General features: G+C 72.7%; 11 protein-coding genes. 5 read left to right on the top strand and 6 right to left on the bottom strand.

The features are described from left to right. Positions 1 to 96: 96 nt before the first annotated feature. The 3 genes from ABD944_RS18540 (at position 97) to ABD944_RS18530 (ending at position 5,697) form a co-directional block, all read left to right on the top strand. Entirely contained in the window at positions 97 to 2,031 is a 1,935-nt protein-coding gene (locus tag ABD944_RS18540) for an ABC1 kinase family protein (protein ID WP_345178094.1), read from the top strand. A 38-nt stretch (positions 2,032 to 2,069) separates the two neighbouring features. Then, positions 2,070 to 2,687, top strand: a complete 618-nt coding sequence (locus ABD944_RS18535; RefSeq protein WP_345178092.1) for an alpha-ketoglutarate-dependent dioxygenase AlkB — start codon at positions 2,070 to 2,072, stop codon at positions 2,685 to 2,687. Positions 2,688 to 2,760: 73 nt separating this feature from the next. Beyond that, positions 2,761 to 5,697 (top strand): AAA family ATPase, encoded by a 2,937-nt coding sequence (locus ABD944_RS18530; RefSeq protein ID WP_345178091.1) that lies wholly within the window; start codon positions 2,761 to 2,763, stop codon positions 5,695 to 5,697. Between the two features lie 67 nt (positions 5,698 to 5,764). Here ABD944_RS18530 and ABD944_RS18525 read toward each other — a convergent pair whose 3' ends face one another. From ABD944_RS18525 to ABD944_RS18515, 3 genes are all read right to left on the bottom strand, one after another. Beyond that, positions 5,765 to 7,264: an alpha/beta hydrolase gene (locus ABD944_RS18525; RefSeq protein ID WP_345178089.1), complete on the bottom strand. Its 1,500-nt coding sequence runs from the start codon at positions 7,262 to 7,264 to the stop codon at positions 5,765 to 5,767. A 277-nt stretch (positions 7,265 to 7,541) separates the two neighbouring features. Then, positions 7,542 to 7,724, bottom strand: a complete 183-nt coding sequence (locus ABD944_RS18520; RefSeq protein WP_345178088.1) for a DUF397 domain-containing protein — start codon at positions 7,722 to 7,724, stop codon at positions 7,542 to 7,544. 287 nt (positions 7,725 to 8,011) lie between these two features. Then, complete coding sequence (locus tag ABD944_RS18515) at positions 8,012 to 8,884, bottom strand: helix-turn-helix domain-containing protein (RefSeq protein ID WP_345178086.1); 873 nt, start codon at positions 8,882 to 8,884, stop codon at positions 8,012 to 8,014. Positions 8,885 to 9,757: 873 nt separating this feature from the next. Here ABD944_RS18515 and ABD944_RS18510 point away from each other — a divergent pair. Then, the gene (locus ABD944_RS18510) at positions 9,758 to 11,275 is read left to right on the top strand and encodes a Crp/Fnr family transcriptional regulator (RefSeq protein ID WP_345178085.1); all 1,518 of its coding nucleotides are present in this window, start codon (positions 9,758 to 9,760) and stop codon (positions 11,273 to 11,275) included. 96 nt (positions 11,276 to 11,371) lie between these two features. Here the strand turns inward: ABD944_RS18510 and ABD944_RS18505 are convergent, their stop codons facing one another. Beyond that, positions 11,372 to 12,697 carry a sensor histidine kinase gene (locus tag ABD944_RS18505; RefSeq protein ID WP_345178083.1) on the bottom strand — a complete coding sequence of 442 codons (1,326 nt, stop codon included), beginning with the start codon at positions 12,695 to 12,697 and terminating at the stop codon, positions 11,372 to 11,374. Between the two features lie 192 nt (positions 12,698 to 12,889). Between ABD944_RS18505 and ABD944_RS18500 the strand changes: the two genes are divergently transcribed. Beyond that, on the top strand, positions 12,890 to 13,771 hold the full coding sequence (locus tag ABD944_RS18500) for a LysR family transcriptional regulator (protein WP_345178082.1): 882 nt from the start codon (positions 12,890 to 12,892) through the stop codon (positions 13,769 to 13,771). Here the strand turns inward: ABD944_RS18500 and ABD944_RS18495 are convergent, their stop codons facing one another. Beyond that, the gene (locus tag ABD944_RS18495) at positions 13,772 to 14,722 is read right to left on the bottom strand and encodes a glycerophosphodiester phosphodiesterase (RefSeq protein ID WP_345178080.1); all 951 of its coding nucleotides are present in this window, start codon (positions 14,720 to 14,722) and stop codon (positions 13,772 to 13,774) included. It lies immediately after the preceding gene. Between the two features lie 117 nt (positions 14,723 to 14,839). Then, positions 14,840 to 16,531, bottom strand: a complete 1,692-nt coding sequence (locus tag ABD944_RS18490; protein ID WP_345178180.1) for an adenylate/guanylate cyclase domain-containing protein — start codon at positions 16,529 to 16,531, stop codon at positions 14,840 to 14,842. Positions 16,532 to 16,613 lie beyond the last annotated feature (82 nt).

Below are 16,613 nucleotides of genomic sequence, written 5' to 3'. Positions count from 1 at the left end.
TCGGGACGAGCGGCTCCCCCTCCGGCGGGAGGGGCGCCGCCCCCGCGCTCACTAGCGTCCCCCGTGACGTGGAAGACGATCCGGCGGGCGGCGGGAATGGACAGTTCAGCGACGATCATCGCGTTCCTCATCGGAACGGCGATCAACACCTGGGTCATGGCGTACGGGGCGAGGAGCCTGCTCGACACCCGGTTCCCCCTGTTCCGGACGCTCGTGGCGGGCGCGGTCGGGCAGGCGGTCGCCAGCCCGATCATCAGCGCGCTGATCGGCGACCTGCGCGCGGACCGGGAGCCCGCGGCCCTGACCTGGCTCGCCTGCCTCGGCTTCGCGTGCGCGCTCCTCGTCTCGATGACGATCCTGGTCCTGTGGGAGGCGTTCGTCCCGACCGGGACGGTGCCGTCGCCGCTCCACTGGTTCGGCGCCGTCCGGTCGCGGATCGCGCGGACCCGCCGGTACCGGCGCATCTCGTTCATCTTCCTGCGCCACGGCCTCGGTCCGTACCTGCGCGGACGCGCGCGCCCGAGCGCCCGCACCGCGCGCTCGTTCACGCACGCCCTCGAACAGGGCGGCGTCGTGTTCGTCAAGCTCGGCCAGGTCCTGTCGACCCGGCGGGACGTGCTGCCGCCGGAGTTCGTCCGGGAACTGGGGCGGCTGCAGGACTGCGCCACACCGGTCCCGTGGCCGCAGATCGAACGCGTCCTCCACGAGGAGCTCGGCGACACGCGCGACGTCTTCGCCTCCTTCGACCGGACCCCGCTCGCCGCCGCGTCCATCGCGCAGGTGCACCGGGCCACGCTCCGGTCCGGCGAGGAGGTCGTCGTCAAGATCCAGCGGCCGGGCGTCCGCGCGGTGGTCGAACGCGACCTCGACATCGTCGGACGCCTCGCCCGGACGCTCCACGAGCGCGCCGGATGGGCCAGGTCGTTCGGCGTCGTCGACCTCGCGGACGGCTTCGCGACCGCGCTGCGCGAGGAACTCGACTTCCGCGTCGAGGCCCGCAACATGGCCTCGGTCGCGGCGACCGCCCGCAGCGGCGACGTCGTCGTCCCCCGTCCCCACGACGATTTCTGCACGGGCCGCGTCCTCGTCATGCAGCGCCTGGACGGGGTCGCGCTCAGCAAGGCCGGCCCGCGCGTCGACTCCGCCGGGCTCGACCGGACCGCCCTCGCGCGCACCCTCCTCGACACGGTGCTGCGCCAGATCGTCCTGGACGGCGTCTTCCACGCCGACCCGCACCCCGGCAACATCCTGCTGCTCGACGACGGCCGCCTCGGCCTGATCGACTTCGGCTCGGTCGGACGGCTCGACACCGAGCTGCGCGGCTGCCTCCAGCGCATGCTCATCGCCCTGAACCGGGGCGACGCGGTCGCGGTGACGGACGCGTTCCTGGAGGTCGTGGCCCGTCCGGACGAGCTGGACGAGCAGGCCCTCGCCCGCGCGCTCGGCGCCTTCATGGCCCGCCACCTCGGCCCGGGGACCAGCCCGGACATGGCCATGTTCACCGACCTGTTCCGGCTGGTCGCACGGTTCGACCTCGCGGTCCCGGCCGAGATCGCGGCGGTCTTCCGGGCGCTCGCGACGCTGGAGGGCGGTCTGAGCGAGCTCGCCCCCGGGTTCGCGATCGTCACCGAGGCCCACACGTTCGGCGAGTCCTACCTGCGGGAACGGCTCCGGCCCGGCTCGCTGCGCGAGGCCGCGAACGACGAACTGCTCAGCCTGCTGCCGATGCTGCGCCGCCTCCCCCGCCGTCTGGACCGCATCACCGCCGCGGCGGAGGCGGGCCGCCTGAGCGTGAACGTCCGCCTGTTCTCCGACGAGTCCGACCGCCGCACGGTCACCGGCCTCCTCCAGCAGGTGCTGCTCACCATCCTGGCGTCGACCGCCGGCGTGATGGCGGTGATGCTGCTGGGCCTGCGCGACGGCCCCGCGATGACCCGCAGCGTGACCCTCTTCCAGTTCTTCGGCTACTGCGGCCTGGTCATCTGCTCGGTCCTCTCCCTGCGCGTCCTGGCGGTGATCTTCCGCCGCTGATCGAACATGTGTTTGACCAGGACGGGTACAGTGGAGGAATGTTCCAAGGGTCGTTGCTGGACAGCACGGACGAGAGCGGTCCGCGGTCTCTGGACGCCGTGCGGCGGACGCCGCTGGAGCACGGCGCCTGGGTCGACGTCCTGCCCGGATGGATCCCCAACGCCGACGCGCTGTTCGAGCGGTTGCTCACGTCCGTCCCGTGGCGGGCCGAGCGGCGGCGCATGTACGACAGGGTGGTGGACGTCCCGCGCCTCCTGGCGTTCTACGACGAGAACGCGGAACTGCCCGATCCCGTCCTGGACGAGGCGAAGGCGGCGCTCGACGAGCATTACGCCGGGGAACTCGGCGAGCCGTTCCGGACGGCCGGTCTCTGCCTCTACCGCGACGGGCGCGACAGCGTGGCCTGGCACGGCGACACCATCGGGCGCGGCGCCACGCACGACACGATGGTGGCGATCCTGTCGGTCGGCACCCCGAGGAGCCTGCTGCTCCGTCCGCGCGGCGGCGGGCCGGCGATCCGCCGCGACCTGGGCCACGGCGACCTCATCGTCATGGGCGGGAGCTGCCAGCGGACGTGGGAGCACGCGATCCCGAAGAGCGCCCGCGTGACGGGCCCCCGGATCAGCGTCCAGTTCCGTCCGCGCGGGGTCCGCTGAGCGAGGCGAGCACGGATCGCCTCATGGCACCATGAACGGTGATTCGTGAGGAGGCCCGTTGCAGCGTCTGGTCGTGTCACACTCCTCCCCCCGGGCGTATCGGACAGTGCTGGAGGCGTTGCAGGCGCCGCTGCCGTACGGCGCCGGACGGCACATCCTGATCGAGCCGGGGGCCTATCCCAACACCGGGTTCCACTGTCCCGACGATTTCGTCATGACGGCCGTGGGCGGCCCGGGCTCGGTCACGCTGGACGGCGCCACGAACGCGACGGTCGAGGTCACCGGAAGGGTGACCCTCCAGGGGCTGACCGTCCGCAACTGGAGCGACGACGGCCTCGCGCTGGACGCCGCGGAAGGCAGCGTCCTGGCGGAGCACTGCGAGTTCATGACCCGCTCCGACGTGGCCGTGCGCGCGGCCAGCGGCGCGCAGATGGCGCTGATGGGGTGCCGGGTGCTGGACGGCGCGGTCGTGTACGCCGCCGCGTCCGGGGTCATGGAGAGCACCAGCGTCAGCGGGACCGAGGGCAACGCGGTGGCGATCCGCAGCGGCAGCACGGTGACCCTGCGGTCGTGCCAGGTCAACGAGGCGGGCGGGCACGGCATCTGGGTGACCGAGGGGTCGCGCCCGCTGATCGAGCAGTGCACGATCAGCGGGCCGGAGGGCGCCGGGATCCGGGTGGACGACCACGCGGACGCGGCGGTCCGCAACTGCGCGTTCCACGGCTCGCGCGGGTCGTCCCTGATCGTCCTGGAGAAGGGCAAGGCGGTCGCGGAGGACTGCCTGATCGAGGACCCGCACCTGGACGGGCTGTGGGTGGCGACCGGCGGCTCGCTCACCGCGCGGCGGATCAAGATGGAGTCGCCGCGGCGGACCGGCGTGGTCGTCGAGAAGGGCGTCGCGCTGCTGGAGGACTGCGAGGTCACGGGGGCGAGCACCAACGGCCTGTCGTTCGTCGCGCACGCGGACGTCACGGTCGTCCGGGGCCGGATCACCGGCGCGGGGAAGGTCGGCGCGGGGCTCGGCTCCGGCGCGCGCGCCGTACTGGACGGGATGACGATCAGCGGCAGCGGGCTCGCCGGCGTGAGCGTGGACTCGGGCGGCCGGCTCACCCTCCGCGACTGCACGGTGGTGGACACCCGCGGCGCGGGCGTGGTCGCCGACCGGGGCGCGCACCTGGACGTGAGCGGCCTCACCAGCGAGCGCAACCAGAAGCCGGACAGGCTCGACCCGAACGCGAACGGCACGACGACCGCGCAGGTCGTCGAGCCGGCGGTGGCCGACGAGCCCCAGCCGAAGCAGGAACCCGCGACCGCGCCGACGACCGGAGAAGGAGCCGGCGGGCCGTCCGCCGACGTGCTGTTGGGCCGGTTGGAGGCGATGGTGGGTCTGGCGGGGGTGAAGCGTGAGATCCGGAAGGTGACGAATCTTCAGAAGGTGGCCGAGCAGCGGCGGCTTGCGGGCTTGCCGCCCGGTCCGGCGATCGGTCGGCACATGGTGTTCGCGGGTCCGCCGGGGACGGGCAAGACGACGGTTGCGCGGCTTTACGGCGGGATTCTCGCGGCGCTGGGTGTGGTGGAGAAGGGCCAGGTGGTGGAGGTCAGCCGGGCCGATCTGGTGTCGGAGAACGTCGGCGGGACGGCGTTGCAGACGTCGGAGGTGTTCCAGCGGGCGCTGGGCGGGGTGTTGTTCATCGATGAGGCCTACACGCTGTCGCGTAAGGCGACGGGGACCGATTTCGGGCAGGAGGCCATCGACACCCTGGTCAAGCTGATGGAGGACCACCGCGACGAGGTCGTGGTGATCGCCGCCGGATACTCGGCGGAGATGCGCGACTTCCTGGCCGCCAACCCAGGGCTGAAGTCGCGGTTCTCCCGCACGGTGGAGTTCGAGAACTACAGCCCCGCCGAACTCGTCCAGATCGCCGAATCGCACGCGACCAGGGACGGGTACCGGCTGGCCGACGACGCGCGCGCGGCGATCCTGGCGCACTTCGCGGGGCAGCGCCGCGACGCGACCTTCGGGAACGGGCGAGCGGCACGGCAGGTGTTCGAGGCCGCGGTCGAACGCCAGGCGCAACGCCTCGCCGACCTGCCCGAACTCCCCTCAGGTGAGGAGTTGAGCCTGCTCGTCGCCGAAGATCTCGACGTCGACACAGGTCTGGCCGCCCGGTTCGGCGAAGCGCGCGACGCCGGTCAGGTGACCGATGTCCTCGCCCGGTTGGCGGCGATGACCGGCCTGGAGGAGGTCAAGCGGGAGATCAAGGACCTGCTCGACCTGCTGGCCTCGGCGCGGCGACGCCGCGCCGCTGGACTGGAGGCCGAACCGTTCACCGGGCATCTGATCTTCGCGGGTCCGCCGGGCACGGGCAAGACGACCGTCGCACGCCTGTACGGAGAACTCCTCACCGCTCTGGGCGTCCTTGCCCAAGGCCAGGTGGTGGAGGCGGCACGCGTCGACCTGGTCGGGCAGTACGTGGGGCACACCGCCCAAAAGACCACCGAGGTGTTCCAGCGCGCCCGCGGCGGGGTCCTGTTCATCGACGAGGCGTACACCCTGTCCCGCCCGGGAGGATCAGGCCACGACTTCGGGCAGGAGGCCATCGACACGCTGGTCAAGCTGATGGAGGACCACCGCGACGAGGTCATCGTGATCGCCGCCGGATACACCAACGAAATGGAAGGGTTCCTGGCCACCAACCCCGGCCTGGCGTCCCGGTTCGCGCGCACGCTGACCTTCCAGCCCTACCCCGTCGACGGCCTCGCCTCCATCTTCGTCAAGAAGGCCGAAGGCGCCGACTACCGCGTCCCCGAACCCACCCGCCAAGCACTCACCGTCTACCTGAACACCCACCGGGACCGGTTCCGCGAAGGAAACGGCCGCGAAGTCGACAAACTCGTCCGGTCGGCCATCACCGCGCACGCCCGCCGCACCGAACAACTCGCCAACAACGGGATCGAACTCACCACCGAACAACTCGCCACCCTCCTCCCCGAGGACATCACCCTGTAGCGTCCCGCCCCGGCCCTTCCGCCGATGGGCCGAGGCGCACGCCACCGCCTTCGCCTGATCCCGGCCTCTACTGCGCCGGGCAGGTGGTGCCGGGCGGGGGGAGGGTGAGGGTGGTCAGGTAGGCGTCGATCGTGTTCTGCATGCAGGGGCCGCGGCCGTAGCTGCCGTGGCCCGCGCCCGCGTAGGTGAGCAGGCGTCCTGCGGGGCCGAGCTGCCGCGCGACGTTCTGGGCCCAGGAGTAGGGCGTGGCGGGGTCGTGGACGGCGTTGGCCAGCAGGATCGGCGCGCTGCCGCGGACGCGCAGGCGGTGCTGAGGGTTGCGGACGGGCTGCGGCCAGCCGAGGCAGGCGGAGATCGCCATGACGGGACGCGCGAACGTCATGTCGGGGGCGACCTTCTCCGTGCGCCGCATGAGCCTCGCGTACTCGCCGTAGTCGCGGACGGGCAGGCTCCAGTCGGAGCAGAACTGCGCGGTGAAGGGGTCGGTGGCGGTCTCCTCCGCCTTCGGCGCGGCCGCCGGACGGGAACCGGCCCTGAGGGGCGGGGCCGCGTCCAGCGCGGCCAGCTTCGACGCCAGTTCCGCCCAGTCGGGGCCGTAGAAGCTCTTGTAGGCCATCAGCACGAGGCCGAACTCCGGCAGCGCGGCGCCCGGGGACGAGGGGTCGGGCAGTTCCCCGCGGGCGGCGCGGGCGCGCAGGTCACGCCAGACGGCCCGGACGTCCTTGCCGTGCAGGGCGCAGTCCTGGCTGCGCTCGCACCAGGCGACGAACTGGTCGAAGGAGTCTTGGGCGGCGGCCAGTTCGGACGTCAGGAAGCGCCGGGCGTCGGGGACGCTGTGGTCGTCCACGCTCTCCAGCACCATCGCCCGGACGCGCCGCGGGAACGTCTCGGCGTACATCTCGCCCAGCAGCGTGCCGTAGGAGCTGCCGTGGAAGGTCAGCTTCGGCTCGCCCAGGGCGGCGCGGATCGCGTCCACGTCCCGGACGGTGCTGAGCGTGTCGGCGTGGTCGTACAGCGGGCCGGTGCGGGCGCGGCAGTCGGCACGCAGGCGCGCGTTGTGGTCGAGGGTCGCCCGGAACTGCGCCGCGTTTTCGATGACCGGAGAGGGGGCGGCCCGGAGCAGGTCGGCCGAGCACGTCACCGGATGGCTGGCGCCGATGCCGCGCGGGTCGAAGCTGACGATGTCGAAGCGCCGGCGCAGTTCGTCGCTGAACCGGTCGATCCCGCCCGCGAGCCTGGTGACGCGCTGGACGCCGGAGTCGCCGGGACCGCCGGGACCGAACACGAGCGTGCCGACGCGCGCGTCCGGGTCGAGGGCCTTCCGGCGCGCGATGGCGAGGCCGAACGCGGGGCCGTCCGGCCGGGACCAGTCGATCGGCAGGCGCAGGGTCGCGCACTCGGCCTTGCCGTCGTCGCCGCAGGCGCGCCAGTCGGGGGCCGACGGCGAGCGCGGCGCGGCCGGCGCGGGCGAGGCGGGCGAGGCGGTGGCGGGCGCCGCGACGCCGGTCAGCGCCACGGCTCCTGCCGCGGCCGCGCCCAGGAGGGCGAGCCTGTTTCCGCGCAGCATGAAGGTCCTTCCGGTGGGGGACGTCAGAGGCCCGCGTCCTCGGAGGCGGGCGACGGTCCCCGGCCCGGCCGTGACCGGGGACCGCTGACGATCAAGTTAGGGCGGTCCCCCGCACCGGAACAGGGTGATCAGGGGCGATTCAGGGTGGTTTCAGGGTCCACTCAGGGTCCGGGCCGGTCCGGCGCAAGCGCTCCGCTCGTTGTCAGAAATCGCCCTTAAATACCAACAGAAACCGCACTAATCGACAATTCAAGAGGCAGAAAACGAGTCGTGTGACTCAGCGCCCTTCGAGCTCTCCGTTCCGGATGGCGGCCAGGAGGGCTTTCCACTGGGCGGGGTGGAGCGTGAGGAAGCCTGCGGAGGTGTCTCGCGAATCTCGGACCAGCACGGCGGGGCCGGCCGCCGCCACCTCGACGCATTCCTGACCGCCGCCGCTGGCGCTGCTCTTCCGCCAGCTCACCGCCGCTCCCCGATCCGACCGGTACACCATCCAGCAACCCTCCATCCATTGCCGGCGGGTGCCGTCTCGCCAACCGATCGGACAAGAACACCCGCCAGGCGAGCGCCAGCAGGGCACGACAAACCACGACCTTGTGGAAAATTTCCCGATCACGAGTGTAAACGGTTCTAGTTATCCCGCCTACAAGGGAACACAAGATCACCCTGCGTGTTATGACGGCCACTCGCCTTGTCGGTGTCCGATGCGGCTGTCACCTCCGTCGCGTGGTTCGGGTTGCGGTCGGGGAATCAGGCCATGAGGTCTTCGGCGGCCTGCCGCAGCAGCGCGATCGACTCGTCCGCCGACAGCGCCTGCTCCAGCAGGAGCTCGAAGGTGTCGCGGTACTCGGTGATCCGTTCGTCCTCGCCGGTGATCATCACGCTGGCGCCCGGCCGCGCCTCCAGCCAGAGGACGTCGTCGAGGTCGCCGTCGAACTCCAGGAGGCTGAACGGCCCGTCGAGCCCGAGGTGCGCGCCCGCCTTGAACGGGATGATCCGCACGGTGAGCAGGTCGTCGCGCTCGCACGCGTCCGCGATGTGGTTGAGCTGGGCGGGCATGATCGCCGGGTCGCTCTTGATGCCGACGTGCCGGCGGATGACGGCCTCGTCGATGATGTAGTGCTGGCGCGGCGGGTTCTGCCGCTTGGCGAACTCCTGCTGGCGCTGGATGCGCAACTTCGCCGCCAGCACCCGCGCCTGCTCGGAGATCTTGCCGGTGGACAGCACCTCGGCGTACTCGGCCGTCTGGATCAGCCCCGGGATGACGGTCCCGTGGAACTGCCGGATGAACGCGGCGCCGGCGGAGTACCCGACATAGGAGAGGAAGCTCGGGTCCAGATCTCCGCGGTAGGCGTTCCACCAGGCGGGTTCCCGCGCGCCGCGGGCGAGCGCCTGCAACCGCTCCTGGCGCCCCTCCGAGGTGACGTCGTAAACCGCGAGCAATGCCTGCAGATCGGTGCGGGTGATGGCGTTCTTGCCGCCCTCCACCCGGATGAGCTTGGACGGAGACCACTCCAGCTGCCGCGCCACCTGCTCCTGCGTCAGCTTCTTCTCTTTGCGCAGGCGGACGAGCTCGGTGCGCAGCAGCGCACTCTGGACTACGGGGCCCTGGTCACTGACCATTGGTTCGCTCACTCTGAGTAGTGCATGCCACCCAACTGGATGCTACATGGCAATCGGGGACCTGGCATCCCACTCCCCGACACGACGCTACATGTCCCAGACATCTGATCTTCGCTCCGCCCACCAGACCCCGCCATATCGCCCAAAACTCGCGTCGGTAGCTTCCAGAGTGCTGCATACCGTCGGACTCTGTTGTAATGTGCTACATAGCAGATTAGCAGACGACGTCATGCAACAAGACGGGATGCCGCATCCGAGCGCGGATGAGGTTGAACACAGGGTGAGGTCCCGGCGGGGAACGGCGCAGCCGGGCCGGGACCGACCGCAGGCGGAGACGGGCCGGCCGCGAGCGGGGTACGACGAAGAGGGCCGAACGCGCCACACGGGGAGGCCGCAAGGGGACAGGAGACTCCGGCGACGCCTGAGGGCGGCACCGGGCGAGGAACACGAGAAGGCACTGCCAGCGAAGGCAACAGAGTCGCCCGCCGCTTCCCGCCGATCAACGGTTTGGCAGCCACGACGATCGGAGGGAGAGCGGAGAGCGACTCCCGGGGCCGCACGAGACGATCGGCCGACCGCGCCCATCCTCTGCGAAGACGCAGAAAGATCCGCGCTGACCTGCCAAAACGTCTCTGCGGACTCATCTAGTCTAACCGCGACCACGCGGTGCGGACCATAGGTGATGTGACTCCGGTCACCCGCGGGCCATACCGGACCTACCCGGCGCCCGCGCGGATTCCGGAGCCGCGATTCGAGGCATGGGGTCCCTGACATGTCCAGACAGCACGTACCGTCCCCCACCTCCGCCGTCCACCCCACGAGTCCGGCGGGCTCGTCGCCGCCCGCCCGGCCGGGCGTCGGGCGGGTGAGCCGATGAACGAGCACGCCCGCCACCACGACCCGGACAAGCTCGTCCCCGACGAGCTTGTCCCCAACGAGCTCGTCCCGCGGCAGCGGACCGTCCAGCGGCGGGCCGAGACCGTCCGGCGGCCCGGGTTCTGGCACGGGCTCACCACCGCCGAGCGCGCCGCGTTCCTGGCGCAGGCGCGGGAGGTCGTCCACCCGGTCGGCGCCGTCCTGTGGACCGAGGGCCAGGACGCCGACCACACCCTCGTGATCAAGTCCGGCTCGGTGCGGATCTCCGTGGAGCGGGACGGCCGCGAGCGCTTCGTCGCCTTCCGCGGGCCCGGCGACATCATCGGCGAGCGCGCCGCCCTCCTGCTGCGCCGCCGCTCGGCGACCGTCGTCGCCATGGACGCGCTCCACGTCCTGTGCCTGACCACGCAGGAGTTCGTCGCCTACCTGAGCGACCACCCGCACGTGGTCGCCGTCCTCGAACGCGAGATGTACGACCGGATGACCGAGCAGGGCCCGGGCCGGCCGCCGCGGCGGGCCCACCACCCCGGCGGCGCGGCCCACCCGTACGGACCCGCGGCGCAGTACGGGGCGCCGCAGCCGTACGCCGTGGCGCAGATGCCGGTGGTCCCGAACTACCCGTACGCGATGGCCGGGCCGTTCGTGGTGACGGCCCCCTACGCCGCGCCCGACCCGCGGGCGGGCGGCGCGACCTGCGTCGTGGAGCCCGCAGCCGCGATCAACGGCGCGGGCGCCGCGTCCGGGGCGGCCCCGACCGTCCCGTGCCGCACCGTCCCCGCCAACTCCCTGCCCGGGAACTCCCTGCCGCCCGCCAACTCGCTGCCGCCCGCCCGCTCCGTCCAGCCGGTCCTGGAGGCCGCCGTCGAGACGTCCTGGGAACGGCCGACGCAGCCCATGGTCCTCCCGGATGTCGGCGCCCCGTCCTGGGCCGGCCAGAACTGCACCATCGTGTACACCGACGTGGCCGGGTTCAGCTCGCCCGACCGCAACGACGCCGACCGGATCGGCGTGCGCCGCGCCATGTACCGGGCCCTCCGCGAGGCGTTCGAGGAGTCGGGCGTCCCCTGGGACGCCTGCCACGTCGAGGACCGCGGCGACGGCGCGCTCATCGTCATCCCGCCGCAGGTCCCGACGGCCACCGTGATCGACCCCATGCTGGTCTCGCTCGGCCGGCGGCTGCGCCGCCACAACCACCGCGCGACCGGGGCCGTCCGCGTCCAGCTCAGGGTCGCCGTGAACGTCGGCCCCGTGATGCCCGACCCGCCCGGCGTGTCCGGCTCGTCCATCATCACGACGGCCCGGCTCCTCGACGCCGGCCCGCTCAAGGACCGGCTCGCCGCGACCGGCGCCGACCTCGGCGTCATCGCGTCCCGCTTCGTCTACGACTCCGTGATCGTCCCGAGCCCCGGCCACGTGACCGCCGCCGAGTACGAGCGGATCACCTGCCGGGTGAAGGAGTCGCACCTCGAAGGCTGGATCCACCTGCGCGGCCTGGCCGCCCATCCGGCGGCCTGACCTGCCGCCCGCCGGCCCGTCCCCCGCACGGGCCGCCCCGGCCCGCCACGACCCCGCGCGCACCGCGCCGCGGGGTTCTCCGCTTCCCGCCCCCCGCTAGCCGGCCGGCCTCCCGTCGTGGTTGCGCGGTAACCGCAGGACGAACCGGGCGCCGCGCTCGCTGTCCTCGATGGTGAGGGTGCCGCCGTGCAACTGCGCGATCTCCCGGGCGATCGGCAGGCCGAGACCGGTGCCCCCGGGGTCGCGGGCCTTGCTGTCCTCCAGGCGGGCGAAGCGCTGGAACACGAGGTCCCGGTCCTTCTCGGCGACGCCCGCGCCGTCGTCGACGACCTCCAGCACGGCCGTGCCGTCCTCCCGCGCCACCGTGATGTCGACGCGCGACTCGGCGTGCCGCTCGGCGTTGTCCAGCAGGTTCGTCAGCAGGCGGACGAGCCGGAGCCGGTCCCCGCGCACCGTCACGCCCTCCTGGAGGTGCGGGACGATCCGCTTCGTCCGCTCCGACCTCGCCACCTCGATGGTGACCAGCGCGCCGAGGTCGATCGTCTCGACCTCCTGCCAGGCGGCGGCGTCCAGCCGGGCGAGCTGCAGCAGGTCCGTCACGATCGCCTGGAGCCGCTCCAGGCTCTGCAGGACGCCGCGCGCCGTCCGCGGCCAGTCGACGTCGTCGGGGAACAGCAGCGCCTCCTCGATCTGGGTGCGCGCGGCCGCGATGGGGCTGCGCAGGTCGTGGGACGCGTCGGAGGTGAAGCTGCGCTGCCGTTCGAGGGCGCTGTCCAGCCGGTCCAGGGTCGCGTTCGCGGCCTCCGCGAGCCGCCTGATCTCGTCCCGGCCCTCCGGCACCGTCACCCGGCGGCCCGACCGGTGCGCGGTGATCTCCGCCAGCTCGGCCCGGATCGCCTCCACCGGCGCGAGGGTCTGGTCCACCGTCGCCCAGGCGCGCAGGCAGCCCAGCAGGATCACCAGCAGCGAGACGCTGGCCAGGAACATGATCAGGCCGGGGCTCACGTACCAGGGGACGATCGGGACGGCGGCGTAGATCAGCCAGTCGCCGCCGGGCTTGAAGACGCGGAAGCCGATCACCCACAGGCACCGGTGCCGCCGCACCGGCGAGCACACCTTCCGCGAGGTGTAGACGCGCTCCTGCGACGGGACGAAGCGGGCGAGCGGCCGGCGGGCCAGCGCCCGGCCCGGCGACCCCGCGATCACCGTCCGCCTCTCGTCCATGACCTGCAGCAGGACGCCCGGCACCCCGTCGATCCGCCCCTCCACGGGCTCGCGCCGCAACGCGTACGACAGCCGGAGCGCGGCCGCGGTCGCCTCGCCGCGGGCGGAGTCGGTCTCCGATCCCCGCGCCTCCACGAGGATCAGCGTCGTCACGATGGCGCAGATCACGGCGGTGACCGTCCCGGCAATAACGGTCATCCGCACCCGTATGGACCATGTGCGCCGTTCGAACACCCGACCTCCCGCAGGTGAGGTAATCACCGCACACGCCCGGATCAGTCCTCTGAACAGCAGCGATGCGGCCAAGACCGGCAAAAGAAATGGTTGCCGGACCGACCGGTCACCCAGAAGCCCGGGCACTGGGAAGCGCCGCGACTAGCATGTCCGGTTATGGAGCTGCGCCAGCTTGAGTACTTTGTGGCGGTCACGGAAGAGGCCGGCTTCACCAAGGCCGCGGCAAGGCTGCACGTGGCCCAGCCGGGCGTGAGCGCCCAGATCCGGCAGCTGGAGCGGGAGCTGGGGCAGCCGCTGTTCGACCGCTCCGGCCGCACGGTCCGCCTGACCGAGGTCGGCGCCGCCGTCCTGCCCTACGCGCGGGCCGCGCTCGCGGCGGTCGAGGGCGCCCGGCTGGCCGTGGACGAGCTGACGGGCCTGCTCCGCGGGCACGTCACGATCGGCACGATCGACTGGATCCGGTCGCTGGACCTTCCGGGCATGCTGGCCGAATTCCACCGCGACCACCCGGACATCGAGATCACCGTCGTCCAGGAGGACTCCGCCGCGCTGACCGAGGGGCTCCGCACCGGACGGATCGACCTGGCGTACCTCAGCCTCGGCGCCGGCCCGCCCGAGGGCGTCGCGACGCGGGTCGTCATCGAGCAGGACCTCGTCGCCGCCGTCGCCCGCACCCACCCGCTGGCGCGCAGGTCCACGATCACCCTGCGGGCGCTCGCCGAGGAGAGCCTGATCTGCCTGCCGAAGGGCACCGGGCTGCGGTCCGTCCTGGACGCGGCCTTCGCGGACGCCGGACTGCGCCCCCGCGTGGCGTTCGAGGCGGGCGAGCCGCCGGTGCTCGCGGAGATCGCCGCGCACGGCCTCGGCGTCGCCGTGCTGCCCGAGTCCGCCGCCCTCGGCCGCCCGGACGACCTGCGCGCGCTCCCGGTCGTCCGGCCGCGGCTGACCGGGCGGATCGCCCTGGCCTGGCGCGCCGAGGGACCGCGCGGCCCGGCGGCGCGGGCGCTGATCGCCCGCGCGCGCCGGTGGCCCGCCTGATCAGGCCGCCCGCTCGCCGGAGTCGTCCACCACGCCGCGCAGGACGTCCGGCCGGTTGGTGATGATCCCGTCCGCGTCGAGGTCGATCGCCCGCTCCATGGCGCCGGGGTCGTCGACCGTCCAGGTGAGCACGTCCATCCCGGCGTCGTGCACCGCGTCGACGTAGGACCCGGTCAGGCCTCCGAAGGGCGGATTGACCTGGTCCGCGCACTTCGCGAGCTTCGGCAGGTCCGCGGCCTTCGGAGTGCCCAGCAGGCCGGTCGGCACCTTCGGCAGGACGGCGTGGAACCGGCGCACCGAAGCCCAGTCGAACGACTGGACGACGAGGCGCCGCCCCCGCGGGTCGTACCGCAGCCAGGACGGGGACCGCTTCAGCTCCGCCGCGATGCGCCGCTCGACGCCCGGGTAGAGCTCCGGGCTCTTGATCTCCAGCAGCAGGCCGAGGCCCTGCCCGCGCATCGCGGCCAGCACCTGGCCGAGCGTCGGGACGCGCTCGCCCGCGTACCTCCTCGCGAACCAGCCGCCGGCGTCCAGCCTCCCGATCTCGGCGAGGGTGAAGTCGGCGACCTTCCACGGCCCGCGGCCCGGGTAGACCTCCTCGGCGTTCGTCGTCCGGGCGAGGGTCGTGTCGTGCATGATCACGAGCTGGTGGTCCTTCGTCTCCTGGACGTCCAGCTCGAACATGTCCGCCTTCCTCGCCCGGGCGAGCCGGAACGCCGCCAGCGTGTTCTCCGGCGCGTACGCGGACGCGCCGCGGTGCGCGACGTCCAGGACGCCGGAGTCCGGATCCGGAGCCCGGACCGGGGCGGTGCGCGGCCGCGGTTCCGGGGCGCCCGGCAGCACGGACAGGAGCGGGTCGGGGCCTGGCCGGGCGCCGGCGGGCGCCGCCGGGACGGCGACGGCCGCGGTGGCCAGGACGGCGATGAGCGCGAGACGATTCCGCCGGTGCATCAGTCACCTCTCGGGAGCCGGGGCTGTCCGCCCCAACCCTCGGACCGTCCGGTGACGCCGGAGTTACGGATCGGTAGCAGACTGTGTACCGAAGGTGACGATACGCAGCGGGTCCCGTCAGGACGAGTCAGACACGGCCGGACCGCCGGAATCCCCTCCGGGCTCCTCCGCGCCGCCCGGCCCCGCGGCCCGCGCGCTCTTGGCCGCCTTCGCCAGCACCAGCGCCCCGAACAGCAGCCTCCTGCTGCGCCTGAGCGGGCGCGGGAACCTCGCCCGTCCCGTCTCCGGCCCGGGCCGCCGCGGCGCGGGGACGAGGGGACGCGCGGGGCGCCGGGGCGTGCCCAGCCGCGTCGGACGGCTCCGCCCCCGCAGCGTCACCGACCGCCCGAGGTCCCACTCGTCGGACTCGGCGAGGTGCGCGAGCTCCAGCACGGTCGCCGAGGCGAGCACCCGCCCCTCCTCGTCCTTCGCGAGGTCGCTGAGCCGGGCCGCCTCGTTCACCGGATCGCCGATCACCGTGTACTCGAACCGCTCCTCCGCCCCGATGTACCCCGCGACGACCGGGCCCGCGGACACGCCGATCCCCGCGTCCAGCATCGGCACCTCGGCGCGCAGCCGCACCGCCAGCTCCCGGGCCGCGCCGAGCGCCCCGCCGGCCGAGTCCTCCACCTGCGTCGGCGCCCCGAAGATCGCCAGCGCCGCGTCCCCCTCGAACTTGTTGATCCAGCCGCCGTGCTTCGCCACCGCCGACACCACCACGCCGAAGAACCGGTTGAGCAGCCCCACCACCTCGTCCGGGCTGCGCGTGTCGGCCAGCCGGGTCGACCCGGTCAGGTCCACGAACAGCACGGCCACCTCGCGCGTCTCGCCGCCGAGCGTGACGACGCCGCGCTCCAGCGCCAGGTCGGCGACCTCCTCGCCGACATGCCGCCCGAACAGGTCGCGCAGCCACTCGATCTCGCGCAGCCCCGCGACCATGTGGTTGAAACCGGCCTGCAGCTGCCCGACCTCGCTCGCGTCGTACACGTCCACCTCGGCGCCGAGGTCCCCCCGCTCGACCTGCGCCATCCCGCTGCGCACCGCCTTGATCGGGTCGGCGATCGCCCGCGTCGCCATGTAGATCACGCAAACCCCCGCGAGCAGCGCGGCGCCGCCGAGGCCGAGGATCGTGATCGCGAGCTGGGTGACGTTGATGTCCGGCGAGGCCAGCGCGGCGATCGCGACGCAGATCAGCCCGAACACCGGGATCGCCGTCCCGAGCGCCCAGGCGAGCATCACCCGCGTCGTCACCCCGGGCAGCCGGAGCCTCTTCGGACGTTCCGCTCCCAGCACCAGCGCCGCCGCCGGACGCAGCAGCCGCTCCGACAGCAGGTAGACGATCGTGCAGGTCGTGCCCGCGCCCAGCAGGCACGTCAGCCCCGTCTTCACCGCCAGCCGCCCGGTGAACAGCATCAGGTCGAGCGCCGCCCAGCCGAGCGCGCCGACCGCCCACAGCGCCCCGACGAGCAGCGTCAGCCGCAGCGGCCCGAGCAGCACGGCCCGGCGCTGCCGCCGGTCGGGCTCTCCCCCGTCCCGGACGAACGTGACCACGGGCCGCCACAGCCACAGACCGCACAGGAGCGCCGCCGGCGCCGCGACCACCGGATAGCTGAAGAACGCCACCGCGTTGACCAGATGCACGTAGTCGCGGTCGTCCAACGGAGGATCGGGCACCACGAACGTCGCGAACAGCAGCACCACCAGCGAACCGATGACGTTCGCCACGCCCACCACGACCAGCAGGACCCACCGCACCCGGATCTCAAGCATGCTGGTCACGCGCGCCTCCGGAGGAAGGAACCGCCATGAGGGATCATCCCACGGCGGGCGCCTCCCCGCCGTGGGATGCCCT

It is taken from the genome of Actinomadura verrucosospora (genome assembly GCF_039540335.1).
GTDB classification, from domain to species: Bacteria; Actinomycetota; Actinomycetes; order Streptosporangiales; family Streptosporangiaceae; genus Spirillospora; species Spirillospora verrucosospora.
Note: the sequence above shows the minus strand (reverse complement) of the source record. Positions and strands in the feature narration are given on the sequence as shown.

Coding starts and splice junctions, on each gene's coding strand:
- ABD944_RS18505 (WP_345178083.1), bottom strand. CDS start 12,697: ATGACCGTTATTGCCGGGACGGTCACCGCCGTGATCTGCGCCATCGTG.
- ABD944_RS18540 (WP_345178094.1), top strand. CDS start 97: ATGGACAGTTCAGCGACGATCATCGCGTTCCTCATCGGAACGGCGATC.
- ABD944_RS18515 (WP_345178086.1), bottom strand. CDS start 8,884: ATGGTCAGTGACCAGGGCCCCGTAGTCCAGAGTGCGCTGCTGCGCACC.
- ABD944_RS18495 (WP_345178080.1), bottom strand. CDS start 14,722: ATGCACCGGCGGAATCGTCTCGCGCTCATCGCCGTCCTGGCCACCGCG.
- ABD944_RS18510 (WP_345178085.1), top strand. CDS start 9,758: ATGAACGAGCACGCCCGCCACCACGACCCGGACAAGCTCGTCCCCGAC.
- ABD944_RS18535 (WP_345178092.1), top strand. CDS start 2,070: ATGTTCCAAGGGTCGTTGCTGGACAGCACGGACGAGAGCGGTCCGCGG.
- ABD944_RS18525 (WP_345178089.1), bottom strand. CDS start 7,264: ATGCTGCGCGGAAACAGGCTCGCCCTCCTGGGCGCGGCCGCGGCAGGA.
- ABD944_RS18500 (WP_345178082.1), top strand. CDS start 12,890: ATGGAGCTGCGCCAGCTTGAGTACTTTGTGGCGGTCACGGAAGAGGCC.
- ABD944_RS18490 (WP_345178180.1), bottom strand. CDS start 16,531: ATGCTTGAGATCCGGGTGCGGTGGGTCCTGCTGGTCGTGGTGGGCGTG.